The 19,088-nt window shown below is 64.2% G+C and carries 16 protein-coding genes and 1 pseudogene; 6 read left to right on the forward strand and 11 right to left on the reverse strand.

What is annotated here, in order from left to right; genetic code table 11:
* Window positions 1–4 precede the first annotated feature (4 nt).
* A complete protein-coding gene (locus ACYG9V_RS22780) occupies window positions 5–898 on the reverse strand; it encodes a LysR family transcriptional regulator (protein ID WP_352763539.1) in 894 nt (297 codons plus the stop codon).
* A 131-nt stretch (window positions 899–1,029) separates the two neighbouring features.
* Between ACYG9V_RS22780 and ACYG9V_RS22785 the strand changes: the two genes are divergently transcribed.
* Entirely contained in the window at window positions 1,030–2,499 is a 1,470-nt protein-coding gene (locus ACYG9V_RS22785) for an MFS transporter (protein WP_352763537.1), read from the forward strand.
* Window positions 2,500–2,514: 15 nt separating this feature from the next.
* Here ACYG9V_RS22785 and ACYG9V_RS22790 read toward each other — a convergent pair whose 3' ends face one another.
* The 3 genes from ACYG9V_RS22790 to ACYG9V_RS22800 all read right to left on the reverse strand — a co-directional run bounded on the left by ACYG9V_RS22790 (window position 2,515) and on the right by ACYG9V_RS22800 (window position 4,998).
* A complete protein-coding gene (locus tag ACYG9V_RS22790) occupies window positions 2,515–3,012 on the reverse strand; it encodes a MaoC family dehydratase (protein ID WP_023681725.1) in 498 nt (165 codons plus the stop codon).
* A gap of 160 nt (window positions 3,013–3,172) precedes the next feature.
* Window positions 3,173–3,595: a phasin family protein gene (locus tag ACYG9V_RS22795; RefSeq protein WP_023672638.1), complete on the reverse strand. Its 423-nt coding sequence runs from the start codon at window positions 3,593–3,595 to the stop codon at window positions 3,173–3,175.
* 107 nt (window positions 3,596–3,702) lie between these two features.
* Complete coding sequence (locus ACYG9V_RS22800; protein WP_023691056.1) at window positions 3,703–4,998, reverse strand: DUF445 domain-containing protein; 1,296 nt, start codon at window positions 4,996–4,998, stop codon at window positions 3,703–3,705.
* Between the two features lie 295 nt (window positions 4,999–5,293).
* On the opposite strand from ACYG9V_RS22800, the gene rirA reads away from it, so the two are divergent.
* The gene (gene rirA / locus ACYG9V_RS22805) at window positions 5,294–5,755 is read left to right on the forward strand and encodes an iron-responsive transcriptional regulator RirA (RefSeq protein WP_023672640.1); all 462 of its coding nucleotides are present in this window, start codon (window positions 5,294–5,296) and stop codon (window positions 5,753–5,755) included.
* Window positions 5,756–5,863: 108 nt separating this feature from the next.
* Here the strand turns inward: rirA and ACYG9V_RS22810 are convergent, their stop codons facing one another.
* From ACYG9V_RS22810 to hemP, 5 genes and pseudogenes are all read right to left on the reverse strand, one after another.
* Window positions 5,864–6,652 (reverse strand): heme ABC transporter ATP-binding protein, encoded by a 789-nt coding sequence (locus tag ACYG9V_RS22810; protein ID WP_023707864.1) that lies wholly within the window; start codon window positions 6,650–6,652, stop codon window positions 5,864–5,866.
* Window positions 6,653–6,658: 6 nt separating this feature from the next.
* Window positions 6,659–7,752 (reverse strand): annotated as a pseudogene (locus ACYG9V_RS22815) (FecCD family ABC transporter permease).
* Window positions 7,753–7,756: 4 nt separating this feature from the next.
* Window positions 7,757–8,638 (reverse strand): heme/hemin ABC transporter substrate-binding protein, encoded by an 882-nt coding sequence (locus ACYG9V_RS22820; protein WP_027050319.1) that lies wholly within the window; start codon window positions 8,636–8,638, stop codon window positions 7,757–7,759.
* Window positions 8,639–8,648: 10 nt separating this feature from the next.
* Window positions 8,649–9,707 carry a hemin-degrading factor gene (locus ACYG9V_RS22825; protein WP_027050318.1) on the reverse strand — a complete coding sequence of 353 codons (1,059 nt, stop codon included), beginning with the start codon at window positions 9,705–9,707 and terminating at the stop codon, window positions 8,649–8,651.
* Between the two features lie 49 nt (window positions 9,708–9,756).
* Window positions 9,757–9,963 carry a hemin uptake protein HemP gene (gene hemP / locus ACYG9V_RS22830; protein WP_023673860.1) on the reverse strand — a complete coding sequence of 69 codons (207 nt, stop codon included), beginning with the start codon at window positions 9,961–9,963 and terminating at the stop codon, window positions 9,757–9,759.
* Between the two features lie 271 nt (window positions 9,964–10,234).
* On the opposite strand from hemP, the gene ACYG9V_RS22835 reads away from it, so the two are divergent.
* From ACYG9V_RS22835 to ACYG9V_RS22850, 4 genes are all read left to right on the forward strand, one after another.
* The gene (locus ACYG9V_RS22835) at window positions 10,235–12,364 is read left to right on the forward strand and encodes a TonB-dependent hemoglobin/transferrin/lactoferrin family receptor (RefSeq protein WP_352763535.1); all 2,130 of its coding nucleotides are present in this window, start codon (window positions 10,235–10,237) and stop codon (window positions 12,362–12,364) included.
* 5 nt (window positions 12,365–12,369) lie between these two features.
* A complete protein-coding gene (locus ACYG9V_RS22840; RefSeq protein WP_023673858.1) occupies window positions 12,370–12,804 on the forward strand; it encodes a hypothetical protein in 435 nt (144 codons plus the stop codon).
* Window positions 12,805–12,931: 127 nt separating this feature from the next.
* Window positions 12,932–13,891, forward strand: a complete 960-nt coding sequence (locus tag ACYG9V_RS22845) for an energy transducer TonB family protein (protein ID WP_023673857.1) — start codon at window positions 12,932–12,934, stop codon at window positions 13,889–13,891.
* A gap of 50 nt (window positions 13,892–13,941) precedes the next feature.
* Entirely contained in the window at window positions 13,942–14,256 is a 315-nt protein-coding gene (locus ACYG9V_RS22850; protein ID WP_023688161.1) for an antibiotic biosynthesis monooxygenase family protein, read from the forward strand.
* Window positions 14,257–14,301: 45 nt separating this feature from the next.
* On the opposite strand, the gene ACYG9V_RS22855 is transcribed toward ACYG9V_RS22850, so the two are convergent.
* The gene (locus ACYG9V_RS22855) at window positions 14,302–15,366 is read right to left on the reverse strand and encodes a glycosyltransferase (RefSeq protein ID WP_352535306.1); all 1,065 of its coding nucleotides are present in this window, start codon (window positions 15,364–15,366) and stop codon (window positions 14,302–14,304) included.
* An 87-nt stretch (window positions 15,367–15,453) separates the two neighbouring features.
* Window positions 15,454–19,062 (reverse strand): bifunctional proline dehydrogenase/L-glutamate gamma-semialdehyde dehydrogenase PutA, encoded by a 3,609-nt coding sequence (gene putA, locus ACYG9V_RS22860; protein ID WP_352763533.1) that lies wholly within the window; start codon window positions 19,060–19,062, stop codon window positions 15,454–15,456.
* Window positions 19,063–19,088 lie beyond the last annotated feature (26 nt).

Here is a 19,088-nt window from a genome sequence, read left to right on the forward strand (position 1 = left end):
GCGCTCAGCGGGAGGCCGCGCAGACCTTCCGAACGCAATCTCGCAGCCAGCGTTGCGCCGGATCGGCATCGAGCCGTGGATGCCAGAGCATCGAGATGGTGACCTCCACCGTGGCGACCGGCAGCGGAAAGCTGACCATGCCGGCGCGTGCGCCTTGCGTGTGCCGTTCGGGCACGCTGGCAATAAGGTCCGAAGCGCGCGCCATGGCGAGTGCAGCCGAAAAGCCGGAGACCATGCACGCCACGGTTCGCTGCAGGCCGAGCAGCGCCAAAGTCTGATCGATCGGCCCTCTTTCCCGACCCCGCCGTGAAACGCTGATGTGGCGGCCGGCCGCGTAGCGTTCAGGCGTCACCGCGCCTTCGCTCAAGGGATGGCCGGCTCCTACGGCGCCGACGAACCGGTCGCGAAACAGCGCCTGTATCAGCACTTCAGGTCCGGCCTCGCCGGCAACGCCGATTTCGAGGTCGATGTCGGCGTCGCGCAACGAGGCGACATCCTTGTCGGCTTTCGGCGCAAATCGCAGCCGCACGCCCGGCGCCTCGGCCTGTATGCGAGCGACAAGACGCGGCCCGAACTCCTCGACGAACCCTTCATTGGTGCGCAGCGTGAAGATCTGGTTCAGCTTCGCGAGATCGAGAGGCCTGGCAGGGCGCAGCAACGTTTCTGCTTCCTGGACGACACGGCCGGTCTGCTGCCGCAATGCCTCCGCGCGCGGCGTCGGCACAAGGCCTCGACCGGCCCGAACCAGCAGCGGGTCGCCGGTCGCTTCGCGCAGTCGCGCCAGGGTGCGACTCATCGCCGAAGGGCTGAGCCGCAGCCGGGTTGCCGCGCGAGCCACGCTACCTTCGGTCAGCAGGACGTCGAGAGCGAACAGCAGATTGAGGTCGGGCGATGTCATTGGCGGATTGTAGCACATGCCATGGCGTTTGGTGCACGAATAAGATGCAAATGCTGCGCCTTCCGCCACTCCACCCTGACGACTAGATCTCCGACAGGTCCGGTTGCGGGACTGACAAGGAGGAAATCGCCATGGCAATTGCTGAGCAGAACGAGTGCACATCGGCGCCGCAGAAAACCCGGTCCGCAGGCCTGGCCCACTCTCCTGTCTTGGCATTGGCCAGCCTGTCGCTCGCCACGCTGCTGTCGTCGCTTGGAACCAGCATTGCCAGCGTCGGACTGCCTTCCCTCATGCAGGCGTTCGGTGCGCCGTTCCAGTCCGTGCAATGGGTGGTTCTCGCCTATCTGCTCGCCATCACGGCCCTGATCGTCAGCGCCGGTCGGCTGGCCGATATGGTCGGCCGCCGGCCGTTGCTGCTCGGCGGCATCGCGCTGTTCACACTGGCCTCGGTGCTCTGCGGCCTGGCGCCGACGCTCTGGCTGCTGATCGCGGCGCGCGCCGTGCAAGGGCTGGGTGCCGCGCTGATGATGGCGCTGACGCTGGCCTTTGTCGCGGAGACCGTAGCCAAGGAGAGAACCGGCAGCGCCATGGGTCTGCTCGGCGCCATGTCGGCGATCGGCACGACGCTCGGCCCCTCGCTCGGCGGCTTTCTGATTGCCGGCTTTGGCTGGCGGGCGATCTTCCTCGTCAATGTGCCGCTCGGCGTCGCGGCCTTCGCTATCGCCTGGCTGGCCCTGCCCGCCCGCGGCAAGGCTGCGGGCGTTCAAGGCGGGTTCGAGGCGATCGGGACGGTCTTGCTCGCCTTGACGCTCACTGCCTATGCATTGGCCATGACGCTCGGCCACGGCCATTTCGGCGCCCTCAACACCGGCCTGCTGGTTGCCGCCGGCATCGGCGTCGTTCTGTTCGGCGTCGCGCAGAAGAGGGCGAAGAATCCCTTGATCCGGCTTGCCCGGTTGTACGACATCCGGCTCAGCGCCAGCCTCGCCACGAACCTCGTTGTCGCCACAGTGATGATGGCGACCCTGGTGGTCGCTCCGTTCTATTTGTCGCGAGGGCTGGGGCTCAATGCTGCGATGGTCGGCGTGGTCCTGTCGACAGGTCCGCTGGTCTCCGCGCTCTCGGCACTTATCGCCGGCCGCCTCACCGATCGCTTCGGCGCGCACAGGATGATGGTCGTCGGACTGTTCAGTCTTGCCGTCGGAACCTCATTGTTGTCGCTCGCCGCAACAAAACTCGGCATTGCCAGCTATATCGTGCCGATCGCCGTCACCTGCTTCGGGTACGCCCTGTTCCAGACATCCAACAATGCCGCCGTCATGAGCGGTGTCGCTGCCGGCGAGCGCGGCGTGGTGTCCGGCCTGCTCAATCTGTCGCGCAATCTCGGCCTGATCACCGGCGCATCGCTTATGGGCGCCATTTTTGCGGCTGCCTCGACGGGAGAACGGCAAAGCCAGGACATGCTGACCTCAGCGGCAGCCGCGCACGGCATGCAGGTTACCTTTCAGACGGCAACGGTCCTGGCGGTGGCTGCGCTGTTGCTGGCACTGCTCTCGACCCGCGCCGGCGGCAGGCTGTCGGTGCGGCAACAGCCATCATGACCGAAGATAGGGAGCTTACGCTCCCGCCCGCTTGCGCCGCTCATAAAGCATGACCAGCGTTTCGGCGGTCAGCGCCGGCCTCTGTTCGCCCTCGATCTCGACCGTATTGGCGGCCTTCATCAGATACTGGCCCGGCCCCTTGTCCTCCACCGACAACAGCGTCGTGCGCAGCCGGATGCGTGCGCCGACCCTGACGGGCGCCAGGAACCGCACCTTGTCGAAGCCGTAATTGAAGGCGGCTTGCGTGTTTTCGGGGACGATGCCCATGCCCAGCGCCAGCGCGCCGATGATCGACAGCGTCAGATAGCCATGCGCGATCGTGGTGCGAAATGGGCTCTGCCGCTTCGCCCGCTCCGGATCGACGTGGATCCACTGATGGTCGCCTGTGCATTCGGCAAACTGGTTGATGCGGTTCTGGTCGACGGTCGTCCATTCCGACACGCCGAGCTCCTGCCCGGCCATCGCCCTTAACTGCTCGAAGGTCGGCGGCGTTTTCGGCCGTAGTTCCGTCATTCCTGCTTTCCCGGTGGCTCCCAGTGCCTCGGACCACGAACGGACGGCTCCTGTCAATTCGCCCGTTGCGATTCCGTTCCGCCATTTTCCGCCAAACAGCGTCCCTCGTCCATGCTCATGCGCCGCAACCGGCCCGCTCCTCTCATGGTTGCGTTGAGAGTCACTTCTTGTCATAGCCCGAGCGGATTTCCTCCATCGCTTCCTTGATGCGGCTGCGCAGGATTTCGATCGATTCGGTGCCGGATTTCTTGACCAGCTCGGCCACTTCGCCGGCATTTTTCAGGGCGGCTTCGAAGGATTTCCTGGCGAACTCCGCCTGTTTTGTCATCAGTTCCTGGGGATTGCCCGGCGCCTTGTAGCTCTGCGCCATGTCGCTGACTTCACGCAGCGTGTCCTGCAGCATCTCGCGCTGTCTGGACAACAATGAGGTCGCGCCGGCAGCTCCCGCCCGCGCCGATCTTTCCAGGGCCTCGAGGTTCTTGCGATGATGCGCGAGGATCGCCTCGACATTCGGCACCTTCAGGTCACGGCCGAACCGGCTGAACATGTCAAGGAACGAATCGGAGTCGGGTTGTTTGGCCATTGCTCGTGCTCCCCAGTGTCGCAAATGCTGAACCCTGTTCTGGACAATAGCACTCGCGCGCCGTGTGTCCATTCGGACGCCCAAGCAATTCAGCGGCAAATGCAGCATCAGCCAGCGAGAAACAGCCTCTCCGCCGTGTAGAGCACGATACCCGCCAATCCGCCGATAATCATGCCGTTGAAGCGGATATATTGCAGGTCCTTGCCGATGTTCATCTCGATCAGCCTCGTCAGTTGGGCAAGGTCCCAGCGCTTGACCTGGTCGGCGATGAATGTCGACACACCGCTCTTCTGGCTCTCGACGAACGACGACAGCGCCACGACAAAGCCCTGGTTCATGTCGGCCCTGATCTGTGGATCGCCTGAGAGATGGCGGCCGACCTCGACGAACATGTTGGCGAGATGCGCGCGAACAATCGAATTCTCCGCCTTGGCGTCCTGTTCGATGAACAGGCTGAGGCTCTGCCACATGTCGCCGGCGAGCGACTTCACTTCCGGCCGCGCCAGGAAATCGCGTTTCAGCTTCTCGGCCCGTTTGGCGTATTGCTTCGAGGTTCTGAGCCGCTCGATGAAGCTGTGCGCGAAACGGTCGAATTCGGCGCGCATCGGATGGTCGGGGTCGGCCCGCACCTCGTCAAGCAGCGAACCGGCGGAAGCGACTATCTTCTTCAGCAGATAGGCGTCGGCTCTGAACAGGTTGAACAGCGACGGCAATTCCTCGCGGATTTTCTCGCGCATGGTCGCCAGCGCCTCTTCATCGTTCAGGAACCGGCCGATCACCCTGGTGAATTCGTCGAAGAGTTTCTGGTGGCGGCGGTCGTCGGTCAGTGCCGACAGCAATTCGGCCGCGAGCGGCGCCAGCGGCACCTTGTCGATCTGCTCCAGCATGCGGCTGGTGACGAAGCCGCGCAGGCCGGATTGCTCGATCGCCGCAAGCGTCTGCGGGACCAGCCGTACGACGAAGCGTGACAGGCCGGCAGAGCGTTCGGCGTCAGTCAGCCAGTCGGCGACGAGTGCTGCAAAATCGACCTCGGCCAGCTTTTCCCGCACCGGCTCCGGCGCCAGAAAATTGACCTCGATGAAGCGGCCCAGATTATCGGCGATGCGGTTCTGGTTCGCTGGGATGATGGCGGTGTGCGGGATCGGCAGGCCCAGCGGCCGCTTGAACAGCGCCACAACCGCGTACCAGTCGGCCAGGCCGCCAATGGTCGCCGCCTCGGCGAAGGCCGCCACGAAGCCCAGCCACGGATACTTGGCCTCGGACGATTTGGCCACGGCAAAAACCACGACGCAAAGCACCAGCGCAGCCGTGGCGAGGAACTTTGTCCGCCGCAACGCGAAAAGCTTGGCGCCCGTCTCGGCATCAAAACCGCCAGGCGCCAGGGACGAGGCCGATTGGGACATGATACGCCGCTCCTCATCGATCTCTTGGCTATCTGGCATGGGCTATTTAGGGGGTGTTTGGGCCCGTAGCATGATCGGATGGGCCGATTTCGTCCGGGGATTGCCGGTTTCGCACGCAAAGTTGACAAGAATGTTCATCTATCATGCAATCCCAGTCTGGAATTGTTCCAAGGTATAGGCCATATTCCGATCAGGCCAGTGTGGGCGAATCCGAAACTCCGGGTGAGAAAGCCGCACCAGCACAATCTAAAATCTGGTGCAGTTCCAGCGCGCCAGCACTCGGGTGAGGAATTAAATGCGGCTGACGCGCCAGACCAACTACGCCATGCGCATCCTGATGTATTGCGCCGCCAACAACGATCGCCTGAGCCGCATCCCCGAGATTGCGGCCGCCTATTCGGTGTCGGAGCTTTTCCTGTTCAAGATCCTGCAGCCGCTGGTCGAGCATGGCCTGGTCGAGACGGTGCGCGGCAGGAATGGCGGCGTGAGGATCGGCCGCCCCGCCGAGCAGATCAGCCTGTTCGACGTCGTACGGGTGACCGAAGAGAGCTTCGCCATGGCCGAGTGCTTCGAAAACGACGCCGCCGAATGCCCGCTGGTCGACAGCTGCCAGCTGAATTCGGCGCTGCGCGAGGCGCTCAACGCCTTCTTTGCCGTACTCTCCCGCTACACCATCGCCGATATGGTGGCGGCGCGCCCGAATGTGCGTCATTTGCTCGGCATCGACATGCTGGTCCAGCGAGCACCGGCCGCCTGAGTTTTCTAGTGCATGTCGCTCAAAAGTGGCCCCGGTTTTGAGACAACGACATGCATAAAGACAAAGACCTAAAGCGCGTCGCCTGAGTTCGTTCAAACGCGACGCGCTTTAGGCGGCTGACTGCGGCAAGACAAACGGCATGTTCGCCGCCGGCAACACACCGACCCTTAGCCGACAATCGAACACCTTTTCGATCAGATCGTCGCTCAGCACCTCCTGCGGTGAACCGTCGGCGGCGAGCCGGCCGCGATGCATCACGAAAATCCGGTCGGCATACATGGCCGTCAGATTGAGGTCGTGCAGGATGGCGATCACACCGCCGCCGCGCCGGGCGAAATCGCGGGCGATGTTCATGATGATCAGCTGGTGCTTGATATCAAGGCTGGAGACCGGCTCGTCGAGATAGAGATAGCGCGGCTTGCCGTCCAGCACCGGCGCCCAGACCTGGCACAGCACGCGCGCCAGCTGCACACGCTGTTGTTCGCCGCCCGAAAGCTCCTGATAGAAGCGGCCGGCAAAGCCGTCGAGGTCGACCCGCGCCAGCGCCCGCTCGGGCAGACGATCATCTTCGCCCGGCAGAACGCCGGAACGGCCGCCGATAAGGCCGAGCCTGACCACTTCGTGCACCGTGAAGGGAAAGGACAGCGTCGCGGCCTGCGGCAGCACGGCACGCACAGTGGCGGCCTCCACCGGCCTCATCGCCGTGAGATCGCGCCCGTTGACGGCCACTGTCCCCACAAACGCCAGATCGCCCGACAACGCCTTCAAAAACGTCGTCTTGCCCGAGCCGTTGGGTCCGACGACTGCCGCAATTTCGCCCGGCCGCGCGACGAAATCGACATTGGCAACAATGCGCTTGCCGCCGATCGCTACCGAGACATCGCGTGCTTCGATCATGCCGCCTCACAAGTCGATTACGCCGCGCTTGCGCAGCAGGATCCAGAGGAAGAACGGCGCGCCGGCGATCGCCGTGACGATGCCGATTGGCAATTCGGCCGGCGCCACGATGACGCGGGCAACTGCGTCGGCAAGAAGCAGCATCGAGGCGCCGAGCAGCGCCGATGCCGGCAAGAGATAGCGATTGTCCGGACCGATCAGCAGCCGCAAGAGATGCGGCACGACGATGCCGACAAAACCGATGCCTCCGCGACTGCGACAGAGGCGCCGACCGCTGCCGAGACGCCGACGATCGCGGTGTATTTCAGCCGCTGTACCGGGATGCCGAGATGTCCGGCCGTCGCCTCGCCGAGCGCCAGGGCGTTGAGGCCTTTGGCCAGGAACGGCATTGCCGCAAGCGCCAGCACGATGATCGGCCCGACGGAAGCGATCTTCGGCCAGGTCGCGCCGCCAAGCGAGCCCAGCTGCCAGAAGGTCAGGTCGCGCAACTGCCGGTCGTCGGCCATGAAAATCAGGATACCGGTCAGCGCCATGGCAAGGGCTGCGAGCGCAATGCCGGCAAGCAGCATGGTGGCGACCGAGGTGCGCCCCTGCCGCGTGGCGACGCGGTAGAGCACCAGCGTGACCGCAAGGCCGCCGCAGAAAGCGGCGAGCGGCAAGGCCATGCCGCCGAGCGCCAAAGTGAGCGGCGCCAGCCATGTTGTGCCGAGCACGATGACGGCGACGGCGCCGAGGCTGGAACCGGCTGAAACGCCGATCAGGCCGGGATCGGCGAGCGGATTGCGAAACAGGCCCTGCATGACCGCGCCCGATACGGCCAGCGCCGCACCGATCACCACGCCGAGCAGCACGCGCGGCATGCGGATGTCGTAGACGATCAGCCGGTCGCGGGCGCCAAGCGCGGCGTCGGCCGGCACGGCGCCGGTTAGCCAGTCACGAATGACACCGACGGCCGATGCATCGGAAGCGCCCGACCTCAGAGACAGGAACAGCGAAAGGGCAAGGGCCACGCACAGGAGCAAAATAACCAGGCGCGCGCGCCCGGAACGATCGCCCTCGGCCATCTTGCGCGCCGCGCCGGCGACCGACTGATCCACCATCGGCTCAGTCCGTGACCTGGCTGCAATAGAGCGAGACTGCGAGATGGTGGATGGCATCGGCCGTGCGCGGCCCGAAGCCGAGCAGATAGCTGCCATCCATCAGGATCAGTTTGCGGCCTTCACCCGCCGGCGTCGAGGTGATCGACGGGATGGCGAAAAGCTCGGCCTCCGCAATCGGCGGTCCGGCATTTTTCATCGCCAGGATCACGTCCGGCCTGGCGGTTACGATGGCCTCGTCGGACATCTGCTTGTAGCCGGAAAAACCTTCGACGGCGTTGACCGCACCGGCGAGCTTGATGATGCCATCACCGGCGGTGTCGGTGCCGGCGGCCAGGATCTTGCCGCCCTGGATCGACAGCACGAACAGGATGCGCTTGCGCTGCTTGATCGACGCCGTCTGCTTCTCGGCCGCCTTCAGCTTGGCGTCGGTCTCAGCCACCAGCGTCTCGGCCTTGGCGTCGACGCCAAGCGCCTTGCCGACGATGCGGATCTTTTCCAGGATGCCGTCATGGCTGTAATGCTCGGGCACGTCGATGAACGGAACGCTCGACTTTTTCAGCACATCGACCGCTTCCTTCGGCCCACTGCCATGCAGCGCCAGAATGCCCGAAGGATTGACCGACAACACGCCTTCCGGCGACAGCTGGCGCATATAGCCGACGTCGGGCAGCGCGACCGCGGCGGCGGGGTAGCGGCTGGTCGAATCGCGGGCGACGAGATGACCTTCCTCGCCAAGCGCGTAGACGATCTCGGTGATCGAACCGCCGATCGCCACGATCCGCGACGTGTCGGCAAACACGGCCACGTTCTCGCTGGCCGGCACTGGGGCGGCAATAAACAGCGACAGGCCCATGGCCGCGGCAAGCGTCCTGAACAGTGAAATCATCGTCGTTTCCTCAGGCTGCGGTCGGGCTTGGAATGCGCGGCAGGTTCTCGGCAAGGAACCGCCAGTCGTCGCGCTCGCCCTCGCCTTCATGGCGCTTGCCGAAGAACTGGATGATCATCTTGCCGTCGGCGCCATAGGCTTCGAGCGAGGTAACATGACCGTCCTTGGTCGGTTTGCGCACCGCCCACACCTCCTGGATGTGGTCGGTGCGCAGATGCAGGTGGAACGTCTCGTCCATGACGTTGATCCACGGCCCCATCGGCTTGATCGACTTGACGGGACCGGAATGGATCTGGATGCAGCCTCGGTTTCCGACAAAACACATGATCGGCATGCCGTCGGCGGCGGCATGGTGGAACATGGCGCCGATGGCGTTATTGTCGAGCAGCCAGGCATAGTCCTGGCCGACCATGCGCACGGCCTGGTGGCGGGTGAGCTTCAGCGTTTTCAACATGCCAAAGAACTGGTGGACGTCGGTCAGCCGGCTCCAGCGGTCACGCAGATCGTCGGTGTCTGCGGCAACGCCCGACGTCTCCGCGTCGTCGTCGGCCAGGCCTGCGATAGACACAGTCGCCTCCTGGTTCGGCGATTCGAGTGCGGCCACGAGCTTCTGGTAGGCATAGAGATTGGACGCCGGCCGCAGATGCACCTTGTGCACCGCATCGCCGGCCGCGTCGAAGAATTGCAGGCTGCGGCGGATGTCGCCGCCGTCGCGCTTCTCGACGGCAAAGCCATGCGCCCAGACCTTTGGAAAGATACGCAGGTCGATGTTTTCGCCCAGTACCATGGCATTGTGCGCACCTGTGACAACCTTGTCGTAGACCCCGATCTTCTCGTGCACCGCGCTTTCGTTGCGGGTCAGTGCCATCACTTCGCCAACGGCATCGAGGCCGGTCAGCAGATCGTTGACCCTGGGCTCGACGCGCACGACACCGTCGCCGCAATGCGCGGCGACCAGTTCGGCTTCGGAAATACCGAGCTCGGCGGCAAGATCGCGCTCGCGCGCTTTCGGATTGTCTGCCCGCGCTCGCCGGATTTCATGCGGTGCGGGTTTTACGCGCTGGTCCATGTCCTGCTTACCTGTCCTGCCTGGCGTTTTGGCCTGCCTGGCTGTTTCATCACTTGTTGAGGATGAGCTTGCCCTGGCGGGTGATCTTCAGCCGATAGAGCGCGCCATGGTGCTCGATGCCAATCTCGTGCTCGCCCTGGAACAGCGTGTTGGAGGACAGCGTCCGCACCGCCAGCGGCACCCGGTCGAAGCGGGTCGGCGTCTCCTCGGAACGGCGGACGCGGTAACGGAAGTCGTTGGGATTGTGGGTGTTCATCTCTTTCGATCCCTTTCCTGTGCCGGGCAACTGGCTAGGCGTTGCAAATGCCGATTCATTTCTTGACTTTAATCATCATGTTTATTAGTCAGTGCAATACCGGACCAAATGTGTCAACATTTAAGACGCCGGACAGAATGAAAAATGCCAGCGAGCACCAAGCCAGCCAGCATCGAACCTGGAATTTTGGAGTTGGGGCATGGGCTTGGGAAATTGTGGACGACTGGGTCTGGCGAACGCCGATCCGGTGCATCGGCCTATGGCAAAGGCAATGGCAGCCTTGCTTGCGGGGGCAGCGACGATCGCGCTGCTGACATCGCCGGCCAGCGCTCAGCCGGCCGCTGACCAGGCCGACCAGACCAGGAAAACCGAGGACACCAAGCCGGCGCCCGCCGGCGCGACCCTGCTGGACAAGATCCTCGTCATCAGCCGCACCGGCAAGACGGCAATCGAATCGCTGGCCTCAGCCAGCCATGTCGACCAGGAACAGCTCGACCGCCGCATGGCGACGACGCCGAACGAAATGCTGCTCGGTGTGCCTGGTGTCGCCGTGCAGGCCGATGCGCGACGCGTCAGCTCCAGCATCAACATCCGCGGCCTGCAGGATTTCGGTCGCGTCGCCGTCATCATCGACGGTGCCAGGCAGAATTTCCAGCGCTCAGACCACGGCACGCAGTCGACCTTCTATGTCGATCCCGAGCTCATCAAATCCGTTGACGTCATTCGCGGACCGACCGCCAACACCTACGGCTCCGGCGCCATTGGCGGCGTCGTCTTCTTCGACACCAAGGATGCGGTGGATTTCCTCAGACCGGGCGAAACCTGGGCCGGCTCCGTCACCGGGCGCTATGAAAGCAACGGCAAGGGCTGGACCGCCAGTGCCAGCGGCGCCTACAAATTCAACGACGATTTGGATGTGCTGGGCAACATCGTCTACCGCGACTACGGCGACTACAAGAATGGCAGCGGCGACACCGTCGACGGCACCGGCTTCGACCTGCTGAGCGGCCTGCTCAAGACCACAATCCGCCCGAGCGAGAACAGCGAATTGAAGCTCGGCTGGGTCGGCTCGAGCGACGGCTGGACGGAAACCAGCGGCGGCGTGCCGGCCAACGACGTCGACCTGAAGTCGAACACCTTCACCGCCCGCTACAACATCACTGACGACGCCAGGAGCTGGCTCGATCTCCACATCAACGCCTCCTACAACAAGACCAATCTCGACCTCACCACGCTTGTTTCGCAAAACCGCTTCGATCCGGTAACCGGTCTTCCCGTCGTGCTTCCGGCAGGCTCAACGTCGACCTTCGGTGTCGGCACGACCGGCATCGACATCTGGAACACGTCGCGCTTCGAGACCGCCGGCATCTCGCATGAGCTGACTTATGGCGGCGACTGGGTCGGCGACGATGTCGAGACCGGCGGCACGTCGGGCGGCGACAGTTTTTATACGCCGTCGGGCAAGCGCAACGTTTCGGGCGCCTATATCCAGGACAGGCTGAGCTGGGACTGGCTCGAGGTCATCACCGGTCTGCGTTACGACAATTACAGCCTGAAGGATTCGGACAACGAAACCTCAGGCGCCAGGCTGTCGCCGCGCATCACCGTTGGTGTCACGCCCTTCGAAAGCGCCAGCCTGGCGGGCCTGCAGTTCTATGGCACCTACGCGGAAGGCTACCGCTCGCCGTCGCTGACCGAAACGCTGATCAGCGGCAACCATCCGGCAGGCGTCACCTTCCCGTTCCTGCCCAACCCAAACCTGCGGCCTGAAACCGGCAAGACCACCGAGTTCGGCGTCAACTACAAGCTGGACGACCTTATCGAGGCCGGCGACGCGTTCCGGCTCAAGGCCGGCTACTTCCACAACGATGTCGACGACTACATCGAAGGCGTCACGTTGTCGGCATTCGACCCGACCAGCGGTTGCCCGTTCGGCCCCGGCATCCCGATCTGCTTCCAGTACCAGAATGTCGCCCAGGCCAAGATCAACGGCTTCGAACTGGAAAGCGTCTACGATGCCGGCTGGGGCTATGCTGGCCTCTCAGCCTCGATCATCAACGGCCACACCATCTCCGATGAAGGCGAGCGGGCCGACCTTGCCACCATCCCGTCCTCGCAGGTCACCGGGCAGCTCGGCTTCCGCTTCCTTCAGGACAAGCTGACCGTCGGCGGCGAGGTGCAGTACAACGGCAAGCCGAAGGGCAACCCCGTGGCCAAGGATTATACTCTGGTCAACGCCTTCGCCAGTTACCAGGCCACCGACAATCTGAAGGTGGACTTCCGCGCCGACAATTTGTTCGACGTCAAATACACCAACCCGCTGAACGGCGGTACCACCGCCGTCATCTATGAACCCGGCATCACGCTGAAGCTGGCCGCAACCATGCGCTTTGGAGGCTGACACCCATGACAAGTTTGACGGCATCGCTTCGCCTCCTGACCTCGACGCTGGCGATGTCGCTTGGCTTGATGCCGGCGTGGGCTCAGTCCGCGTCGGCTCCGCAACTCAGCCTCGAGCTCAATGCCGCGCAGCCCTCCGAAAAGGGTTGCCGGCTGACCTTCGTCGTCAACAATGCGCTCGGCGCCGATCTTTCCAAGGCGGCATTCGAAATCGCGCTGTTCAACGAGGCCGGCATTGTCGACCGCCTGAGCGTGCTCGACTTCAAGGACCTGCCGGCCGGCAAGACCAAGGTGACCCGCTTCGACCTCGCCGGCACCGACTGCACCAAACTCAGCCGCGTGCTGATCAACAGCGCCACCGAATGCGCCGGCGTCGAACCGGGCGCCTGCATGCGCGGCCTGAAGACGCAGACCAAGACCGGTATCGCATTCGGCGTCTGAGGTGGGCCTGCATCCCGCCTTCCTGCACGACAATGCGACACGACCCGTCGCAGCTCCGCCGTCATGGCCGGCAACCGATCTTGATTTGACAATCCCACCCCGCTCGCGGCAGGTCTCGCCGCGAACCATGCAGGACATCACCCCCCTCCCCGACGCCGGCAACGAACCGGCGATTACGATGGACGAGCTCGCACAGCCGGCAGCCGCGGACCGCAAATGGACTGTGGCGATCGTCGCGTCCTGCCTGCTCCATGCCGCTGCCGCAGCGGCGTTCTTCATCGGACCCGCAGGGACATTCGATTCCAGTAACGCGATACAATCCGAAGGCACCGACCAATCGGGCGCCGAGGTGGTCGGCAGCGCCTTGGACAGCCAGGCTCCCGACGCGGTCGATGTTACCCTGGTAACCGATCCGCAGCCGGCCAAGCCCGAGGCCGTTCGACCCGTGCCGCCGACCGAGGCGCCTCAACCGGTAAAGGAGCCGGCGGCGCCCAAGCCTGCGCCGGAAGCCGCCGAACAGGCGACCGCCGCGCCAGATACACTGACGGCCGCCATCCCGAATGATCAAACTGTCGCCCCAAGCGCTGAGACGTCGACTCCACCAGGGGTTCAAACGCAAAGTTCAGAGGCACCGCCCGCCGACGAGCCCGCCGTTGATTTGCCTGCTGCCAAACCACCAGTCCCGAGCCCGCGGCCGACCCCTCCAGCCGGATCTGGAGATACCCGCGGTGCGGCAGATGGCGAAGAACGCGACGCACCGGCGGTTGCCAGCAAGGGTAAAAACCAGGACGCGGCTGGCAATGCGATGGAATCTCGTTACGGCGGTGAAATTCAAAAGAAGCTTGCCCGCGCTAACCGGCGCGTTTCGAAGGAAATTCAAGCCAAGGCTCGCAACAATGCCAGGGTCTATTTCGTCGTCATGGCTGACGGCAGCGTCAGCGACTTGCAACTTGTCGAAAGTTCAGGGTCTGCCGAACTAGACCAATTCGCTTTGAAACTGGTGCGCCAGCAAGCCCCGTTCCCGCCCATTCCACCCGAGACCGGATTATCAAGTTGGGTGTTCAGGGCGCGGATCGGTCCGTTTTAACCAGCTCGCAGACCTTCGCCAAATCGTCCATCAATTCAAGAGGAAGCCCAATGTACATCGCCATGAACCGCTTCAAGGTCCAGAACGGCTCGGAGACCGCTTTCGAGGATGTCTGGAAGAACCGCGATTCCAGCCTTTCGAAGATGGAAGGCTTCAGGGAATTCCACTTGCTGCGCGGCCCGGTCAACGAGGCCGAGGGTTACACGCTGTTTGCCTCGCACACGGTGTGGGCAAGCCATGAGGATTTCGTCGCCTGGACCAAATCCGAGAATTTTCGCGCCGCCCATCGCAACACCGGCACCTCGAAGGTGCATTATCTCGGCCATCCGCAGTTCGAAGGCTTTTCGGTTGTCGAAGGCGCCTGATTGAGATTTCACCCGTCGACGAGATCTGACGACCTGCAGATGCCGTCATGTTCCGGTTGAATTCCGGCCGCCCAGTCGCCGAAGCCACTGGGCAATGTGCAGGCGCAGCCGCCGCCAGGGCTGTCCGCGTGTCAGGTAGCGCGCCAACCGCGGATCACCGGCCAGCTCCGGGAACTGGCGCACATGCTGCATCAGGAATGCAGGTATGAAATTGCGCCCGTTGAGATCGCTGAGCCAGGCAGAATTCGCCAGCAAATAGTCTGCGGCATCCGCCGCCAACACGCTCCTGTAGCTCCTGTATGCAGGCGTTTGCCGCACATTGCCGCCGGCAAAGGCAGTTCCGGTGGACAGGTTGGAGCCATGCAGGCGATAGAGGCCGAGACCTTCTGACAGGATGAGGCTGCCGCCGGCCTGGTGCGCGAGTGTCGCCGTCAGATAATCCGTCCCGACCTTGGCCTTGAACGGGAAGGACAATACCGGTTCCAGCGCGCCACGCCGGTACATGATCGCCGAGCATGGCGACCACAGCCAGCCCGTCACCGCAGGTGCGAAATAGGTTACCGGATGCTCCGATGCGTAGGCGATCCCGGGCGCCATGCCGGCAAGCCTGCCACCGGGCGCGATGGCGACGCCACTGCGATCCGCTCCGGACCGCGGTTTGCGCAAGGCAAGGAAGGTACCGCCCAGCAAGGTGCCGTCGCCATCGACAAGGAACACATCGGAACTCGACAGTGCGGCCGAATGCGTCGTGTTGAGGTGGGCGGACAGATGCGCCAGGAGAAAATCCGGCAGCCACACGTCATCGGAATCCAGAAACGCGACGAAAGGCGCGGCGGTTGCGGCAAAGCCGTCGCGGAATCCCGCGATCTGCCCACCATTCTCCGTGCGCGCCATCAGGCGCAGGCGCGGGTCGTCTATATCCCTTAGGAGCTGGCGGACTTGGTCGGCCGAGCCGTCCGTCGAGGCATCGTCGACGATGACGCATTCCCAATTCCGGTAGGTCTGCGCAAGCACCGAGCGGATCGCCTGTTCGACGTACGGCCGATAGTTGAAGCAGGTGATGACCACCGCCACCCGCGGCAGCTCAATCGGTCGGGACGTGTCTTCCATCTGTTCGGCTGCCCCGCTCGAGTTGCTCTCTATCCCTTGCGCATACCCTTGCAACCCGACGCAGGCAAGCGAGCCGCGAAAAGCCCCCTAGGCCGCCGCGAGCAGGCTGGCATTGCCGCCGGCAGCCGTGGTGTCGACGCAGACAGCGCGTTCATGCGCATAGGCCGCCGGGTTGAGCACCTCGCTGACCAGCGGCACGATCGGCCCGCTGCGGTCGGCAATGACCTTGCGCACGATCCGCGCCGCCTCGGGCCTGCCCGAGAAGGCGACGACATCGACGCGCAGCGAACGCGCTTCGACTGGGTCTGGCCGACCGTCTATGGCCGCCAGCGGCAACCCCTTGCCGGTCAGCGCCGACAGTGCTGCCGGCGCGCCCGGCGCCACGGCCAGCACCGCATTGCCGGCGGCCAGCGCCTGGATCGTCTGGGCAAGCAGCGTGTCGGCGTCCGGACCGAGGCACAGCACCCGGCCACGCGGCGACAGCGACAGCGTGTTGGCCTCGCCGGTCGGTCCGGGCAGGTCGACCTGGCCGAAATCGATGGCGGCTGCAGCGCCGATGGCTGCAGCGCCCTTGCCGCGCAGATGTTTTCTCAAAATGGCGATGCGGTCCGGCCTCGTCGACCAGCCGCCAAGCGTCGGATCGGGCAGATTGTCGGCCAGTTCGGTCGCCGTCACCTTGTGGCCCTCGGCAATCTCCGTGCCCGCCTCCGGCCCCTTGCGGAACCGCCGGAGATAATGCGGCCCGCCGGCCTTCGGCCCGGTGCCCGAAAGCCCCTCGCCGCCAAAGGGCTGCGAGCCGACGACGGCGCCGATCTGGTTGCGGTTGACATAGATGTTGCCGGCATGGATGCCGTCGACGAAATGCTGGACGCGGCCTTCGATGCGGGTGTGCAGGCCGAAGGTCAGGCCATAGCCTTTGCGGTTGATGGCGGCGATGACGGCGTCGATCCCGTCGGCGTCGAAGCTGGCGACATGCAGCACCGGACCGAACACTTCGCGCTCCATCTCCTCGATGCCTTTGACCCGGAACACATGCGGCGCAACGAAGCGGCCATCTTTGGGTGCTTCGAGCTTGGCGATCAGCCGGCCCTGCAGCCCCATTTTGGTGCAATACTCGCGGATCGAGTTCTGCGCCTCGTCATCGATGACCGGCCCAACATCGGTCGAAATCTGCCAGGGATCGCCGATGGTGAGCGCTTCCATGGCGCCCTTCAGCATCTCCAGCATCTTCTTCTCGACATCCTTCTGCACGTAAAGCACGCGCAGCGCCGAGCAGCGCTGGCCCGCACTCTGGAAGGCGGACGCCAGGATGTCGCGCACCGCCTGTTCGGGCAGTGCTGTGGAATCGACAATCATGGCATTGAGACCGCCGGTCTCGGCGATCAGCATGGCGTCGGGCGCAGCTGTCTCGGCCAGTTGCTTCTCGATCAGCTTTGCAACCTCGGTCGAGCCGGTGAAGCAGACGCCGGCAATGCGCGGATCCGCGGTCAGCGGTCCGCCGACCGACGGGCCGTCGCCCGGCAGAAGCTGGATCACATCTTCCGGCACGCCGGCCTCGCGCAGCAGCTCGACGGCGCGGAAGGCGATCAGCGGCGTCTGTTCGGCTGGCTTGGCGATGACCGAATTGCCGGTGACGAGCGCTGCCGCGATCTGGCCGGTGAAGATGGCGAGCGGGAAATTCCACGGCGAAATGCACACGATCGCGCCGCGCGCCTCGGTGCCCGCTTCGTTGTTGGCCGCTTCGGCAGCGTAGTAACGCAGGAAGTCGACGGCTTCGCGCACTTCAGCCACGCCGTCGGCCAGCGACTTGCCGGCTTCCCTTGTAGCCAGCGCGAAAAACTCGACCGCATTGGCCTCATAGAGGTCGGCGGCGCGGTTGAGGATGGCGGCGCGCTCGGCGACGGGACGCTTCGCCCAGGCCGGCTGCGCTTCCACAGCAAAGCGCACCGCGGTCGCGACCTGCTTGGCAGCGGCTTCGGCGACCGTGCCGACGATCTCGGCAGGCTTTGCCGGATTGACCACCGGGCGCTGCTTGCCGTAGCCGGCGGCGCGCGTGATCGGCTTGGCATGCCAGCGCTCGGGTCCGGCAAAGGCCGCCTTGGCATTGTCGATCGCCGCCAGCGTCACCGGATCGGTAATGTCGAACCCCTTCGAATTGCGCCGCCCAGTGCCGAATATCGCCGCGGGGCGAGCGATTGCCGGATTGGCGGCGGTGCCCTGGCTCTCGACCGTCTCGAGCGGATCGCGCGCAATATCCTCCGGCTCGACATCCTCATCGGTGAGCTGATGGACGAAGGAAGAGTTGGCGCCGTTTTCCAGCAGACGTCGCACCAGATAAGCCAAGAGGTCGGAGTGCGCGCCGACCGGCGCATAGATGCGGCAGCGCGTGCCTTCGGCCCGGCGCACCGTCTCATGCAGCGCTTCGCCCATGCCGTGCAGGCGCTGGAATTCGAAAGCGTCACGGTTGTCAGCCATCGACAGGATGGCGGCGACGGTATGGGCATTGTGCGTGGCGAATTGCGGATAGATGCGGTCGGTCATCGACAGCAACTTCCTGGCGCAGGCCATGTAGGAAACATCGGTGTTGGCCTTGCGGGTGAAGACGGGGTAGCCGGAAAGCCCGAGCGTCTGTGCCCGCTTGATCTCGGTGTCCCAATAGGCGCCCTTGACCAGCCGCACCATGATGTTGCGGTCGTACTTTTCCGCCAGCGCATAGAGCCAGTCGATGGTGAAGGCCGCGCGCGGGCCGTAGGCCTGGACGACGACGCCAAAGCCATTCCAGCCGGCAAGCTCCGGCTCGGACAACACACGCTCGATGATGTCGAGCGACAGGTCGAGCCGGTCGGCCTCCTCGGCGTCGATGTTGAGGCCCATGCGCGAATGGCGTGCGGCCAGCGCCAGCGACAGCAGCCGCTCGGCCATCACCGGCAGCATCTTTTCCTTCTGTGCCTCTTCGTAGCGCGGATGCAGCGCCGACAGTTTGACCGAGATGCCGTGGTTCTGGCGGATATCGGGACCGTTGGAGCCTGAATCGAGCGAGGAGATCGCATCGGCATAGGCCTTGAGGTAGCGCAGCGCGTCGGCCTCGGTGCGGGCCGCCTCGCCCAGCATGTCGAAGGAATAGAGATAACCTTTCTGGATCATCGACTTGCCGCGCTTGACGGCTTCCGCAATGGTGCGGCCGAGCACGAACTGCTCGCCCATTTCGCGCATGGCGGCGGCGACCGCCTTGCGGATCACCGGTTCGCCCAGTCGGCGAACCATCGAGCGCAGCGTGCCTTCAATGCCGCCCTCGCCTTCGTCGAGCACACGGCCGGTCAGCATCAGCGCCCAGGTCGAGGCGTTGACGAAGATCGAGCTCGAACCGCCCGAATGCGCCGACCAGTCATGCGGTGCGATCTTGTCGGCGATCAGGTCGTCCATAGTCTCGGTGTCAGGCACGCGCAGCAGTGCCTCGGCCAGGCACATCAGCGCCACTCCTTCCTTGGTGGAGAGGCCGTAGGCCGAGAGAAAAACCTCCATCAGCCGCGGGTCGGACGAGCCGCGCACCGCGCGCACCAGATCCGCGGCACGGGCCGAGACGGCTTTGCGGTCATCGGCCGAAAGTTCTGTCGCGGCAGCCAAGCGCTTCACAGCCGCGTCTTCGTCGGGCAGGTAGTTGGCGCGGATCTGCTGGCGGATGGTGTCGAGCGGCATGGCGGTCCTGCGGAGCAAGCATCTGG

Source organism: Mesorhizobium sp. W016 (genome assembly GCF_054719485.1).